The 3,615-nt window shown below is 45.1% G+C and carries 5 protein-coding genes; 1 reads left to right on the top strand and 4 read right to left on the bottom strand.

The window, feature by feature from the left end; translation table 11 throughout:
- The 4 genes from O9300_RS18345 to O9300_RS18330 form a co-directional block, all read right to left on the bottom strand.
- Positions 1–174: helix-turn-helix domain-containing protein (locus O9300_RS18345; protein ID WP_287729465.1), on the bottom strand; the 174-nt coding region annotated here is incomplete at its 3' end.
- Positions 175–235: 61 nt separating this feature from the next.
- Positions 236–460, bottom strand: coding sequence for a hypothetical protein (locus O9300_RS18340; protein WP_287973214.1), 225 nt, complete (start codon positions 458–460; stop codon positions 236–238).
- A gap of 111 nt (positions 461–571) precedes the next feature.
- Entirely contained in the window at positions 572–1,273 is a 702-nt protein-coding gene (locus tag O9300_RS18335; RefSeq protein WP_287973212.1) for a PEP-CTERM sorting domain-containing protein, read from the bottom strand.
- 457 nt (positions 1,274–1,730) lie between these two features.
- On the bottom strand, positions 1,731–2,363 hold the full coding sequence (locus O9300_RS18330; protein ID WP_004161025.1) for an HAD-IB family phosphatase: 633 nt from the start codon (positions 2,361–2,363) through the stop codon (positions 1,731–1,733).
- 86 nt (positions 2,364–2,449) lie between these two features.
- Between O9300_RS18330 and O9300_RS18325 the strand changes: the two genes are divergently transcribed.
- On the top strand, positions 2,450–3,268 hold the full coding sequence (locus O9300_RS18325; RefSeq protein ID WP_287973210.1) for a carbon-nitrogen hydrolase family protein: 819 nt from the start codon (positions 2,450–2,452) through the stop codon (positions 3,266–3,268).
- Positions 3,269–3,615 lie beyond the last annotated feature (347 nt).

Genomic DNA, 3,615 nt, shown 5'->3' with positions numbered 1-3,615 from the left:
GGTTAGCATTGAAGAAGTTTCAGTATATCCTACTCTTTCTTGTCTTTCGTACCATGCTTGTGTTCTGAGATGGAGAGCTTTATTGTAAACCAATCTTACACAGCCCAAAGTGCGCCGCAATAGCGACTCTTGTTCGGGTGTTGGGTAAAATCGAAACGAATAGGCTTTTTCCATACCTCACATTTTAGCATATATTTCGTAAACGATGCTCATATTTAACAGTAAAGCCGTCGTTCTACGACGGGGTTTCAGACCCAAAATTTCGATGAGACTCATACCAGTGTAGTTCAGCTTTGCGGATTTCTCCATTAGGAAATTGAACTAAGCCGACTCCTTTTAGCTTTCGCCATCGACGACCCCCAAACTGCGCTTTTAGCCTTCTGAGTTCACGAATAGAGAGGTTGACGGCGATAATCTCTATTTCTGTTAGTTCTCCAATCAACTCAAAGCCATTACCCATCTCATCATTCTAACAAAGATTAATAAAAATCTGGAATGCCCAAAAAAAAGCGATCGCACTCTATTGATAGAGCGCGATCGCTGCTAATTTAAAGCTAGATTTGCCAGTTTTTTATTTTAATTTGGGCTTCAGAACAGAGCCAACTCCCAGAAAGCCCACTGCCAGAAGACCGAAGAGACTGGATGGCTCTGGTACTGATACCGGCCCCGGTGTGTTTGACCCTAGCGTGATGCTGTCAAAACCTACCTGATTGGCTACACCCCCGAAGAGTACGGACTTCGCTGTCCCGGCAAAGCTCACACCGATGGGGTCCCAGTTGCAGAACAATCCCGTCGGGTCACCCGTGCAGTTGTTATTTTGGAAGTTAACCCCCAGATTAACCTGAGCCAGTTGGGTGCCTGTTCCATTCAGTCCGTCGAAGATGGTTACAGATCCAGCTAGACTTGATGAGTAATAGAAGGAGAAACCCGTGTTAAAACCTGCCGCTACGTTCATCAAGTTGCCAGGACCCGACACGAAAAACGCGACGGTGTTAGGCGTAGGCTCGTTGGCAAAGTTGCCACTACCGCCATTATCGGAATCAATGATAGCCAGAGAATCCGGTCCGAAGGAAATGCCATAATTGGGACCGGCAGATCCCAAGCTCCCAGTACCTCCGTTGTAAAAGTTAAGAATTTGTTCGAGATTTTGCAGTCCCTCGAAGTCGAGACTGACAACTGCCGCATCTGCCTTAGGAGCAGCAAGAATGCAGGTAGAAAGAGCTGCTCCAGCACCAACCATCGAAAGTTTTTTCAGCACAGTCGAAGTTTTCATGTTCAGAAATTTTCCTCAAAACAAATAAACAAACAAATGTTCTGAATGCCCTTTAAAGGAGAAAATCTCAAATTAAGCGACATTGGCAAGGGAGAAAAATTGATTTTTTCAAAATTGCCAATCACTAAATTTTAAGCTAGTTCCTCAATGACAAGACAGAGCAACAACGGGATTTTACCCCCCCCCCCCCGATTTTGTCAAGTGTAAACCAACACAAATTTACAAAAATTTATAATTATTGTTACCCTTGAGAGTAGGGTAGTAAATCTCAATTTGGTCGAAATATCTATATTACAGGGCGCACGCAGTTCGATAAACTCACTGACCACAGTGCGCCCCTACTATTGGCGCAATAATATTATTGTAGGGGCGAATTGCATTCGCCCTCTTTGATCCCCCCTTAATCCAAGGAGGGTATCTGACAATTTTTAACCCCTACCTAATTAACAGCCAATCCCTAATCTCTCAATAACAGATATTCGCGAATCTCAAAAAAGTTATCCCAAGGAATATAGGGTTGATTTTCCGCTTGCAGATAATCGATTAAACGATCCCTAGCAAAAACTAGATCGGCCCTTCTAGCCATGGTAATATCGGTGACAGAATCACCGATCGCAATAGTTTCTACTCCTGAATATTTGGCCATAATCAAGGCTTTAGCCACTAATTCCGTCTCATTTTCCCAATCGGAGTGAACTTGCAGATATTCCCCTTGAGTATGAAGATTGACCCCATAAATTGCCGTTACCTTATCTAATAGTCCCTCCCGTTTTAAGACCGTTTCAATCATGCCTTGGATGCCACCGGAGATAATAATAAAAGGGATGGATTGCTCCTGTAAAAAAGCGAGGAATTCGGCTAATCCGGGGCGAATTGGCTTGCTTTCGGCATAGGCAAGAATATCGGCGTATTTTTGGCTCGGTATCGACTCTAGCAGTTGACGGACACCCCGGCGCAGAGTCAGAGTGCGGGCGTACATTTGGGGCATAATTTGGGCTGATAAATCGGGGGCGAATTCTTTGAGCATACCCGCAAAAGTTTCCACGGCGGTGATAGTGCCATCAAAGTCACAGAAAACAATTTTACTCATGGGGTGACAAAATATCTGAAATTGGATATAATCGAAGGTTATGATTAATTTTACAGAGATTATCCGACTCTAGAGCTTCAACCCCCATGAAATCCTATCTCGCCGCCGCCATTCAAATGACCAGTCAGCCGGATTTAGAGAAAAATCTCGCTGCCGCTGAAGAGTTGATCGAACTTGCCGTGGGTAAAGGGGCGGAATTAATCGGTTTACCAGAAAATTTCGCTTTTATGGGGGCAGAAAGCGATAAAATCGCCCAGGCCGAGACTATTGCTCTCAAAGCCGATAAATTCCTCCGCACCATGGCCCAAAGGTTTCAAGTGACCATTTTAGGGGGTGGTTTTCCCGTGCCGGTGACGGGTATTCCCGATAAGGCTTATAATACCGCTATTTTAGTTGATGGCAACGGTGCGGAATTAGCCCGTTATCAAAAGGTCCATCTCTTTGATGTCAATGTCCCGGATGGTAACACCTATCAGGAATCGAGTACAGTCATGGCAGGGATCGATTTACCGCCGATTTATGGCTCCGATAGCTTGGGCAAAATTGGCCTCTCGATTTGCTATGATGTGCGTTTTCCCGAACTCTATCGCTATTTATCGCGGCAAGGAGCCGATGTTTTATTTGTACCTGCGGCGTTTACAGCTTTTACAGGGAAAGATCATTGGAAAGTTTTGTTACAAGCGCGAGCGATCGAGAATACTTGTTATATAATAGCTCCTGCTCAAACGGGCAATAATTACGAACGCCGTCACACCCACGGTCACGCTATGATTATCGATCCTTGGGGTGTGGTTTTAGCCGACGCAGGGGAAGAAGCGGGAGTGGCAATTGCCGAAATTAATCCCCAACGTCTGCAACAAGTGCGACGACAAATGCCTTCTCTGCAGCATCGTGTTTTTGTTTAAAATTCGCTCAGAAAATTAGTTCCCAGGGACGGTTATCAATAGGGAACAGAGCCTCACTTCTGTGTTCTTCAACCACTTAAGTAGGTGGGTGGAATTAAATATAAGATGAACGTAGGTTGGGTTGAAGCATGAAACCCAACCCCCGCATGGGTTACTACAAATAATTGTGCCTCCCTACTTAGGGTTTGCTGAAAAAGTTTTTCCTGGGGGCAGGGTGTGGGGTGTGGGGTGTGGGGTGTGGGGTTTTACCAGTTTTGAGGTGGCCAATTACCTAATTTTCAGGGAAAAAGTGCCTAAATTTCCCCCCGATCACTCCCAGATCCAGTACTTTTTGATTGACAAAAGGT

The sequence above is a fragment of the Microcystis sp. LE19-195.1E genome (assembly GCF_027532095.1).
GTDB classification, from domain to species: domain Bacteria; phylum Cyanobacteriota; class Cyanobacteriia; order Cyanobacteriales; family Microcystaceae; genus Microcystis; species Microcystis aeruginosa.
Note: the sequence above shows the minus strand (reverse complement) of the source record. Positions and strands in the feature narration are given on the sequence as shown.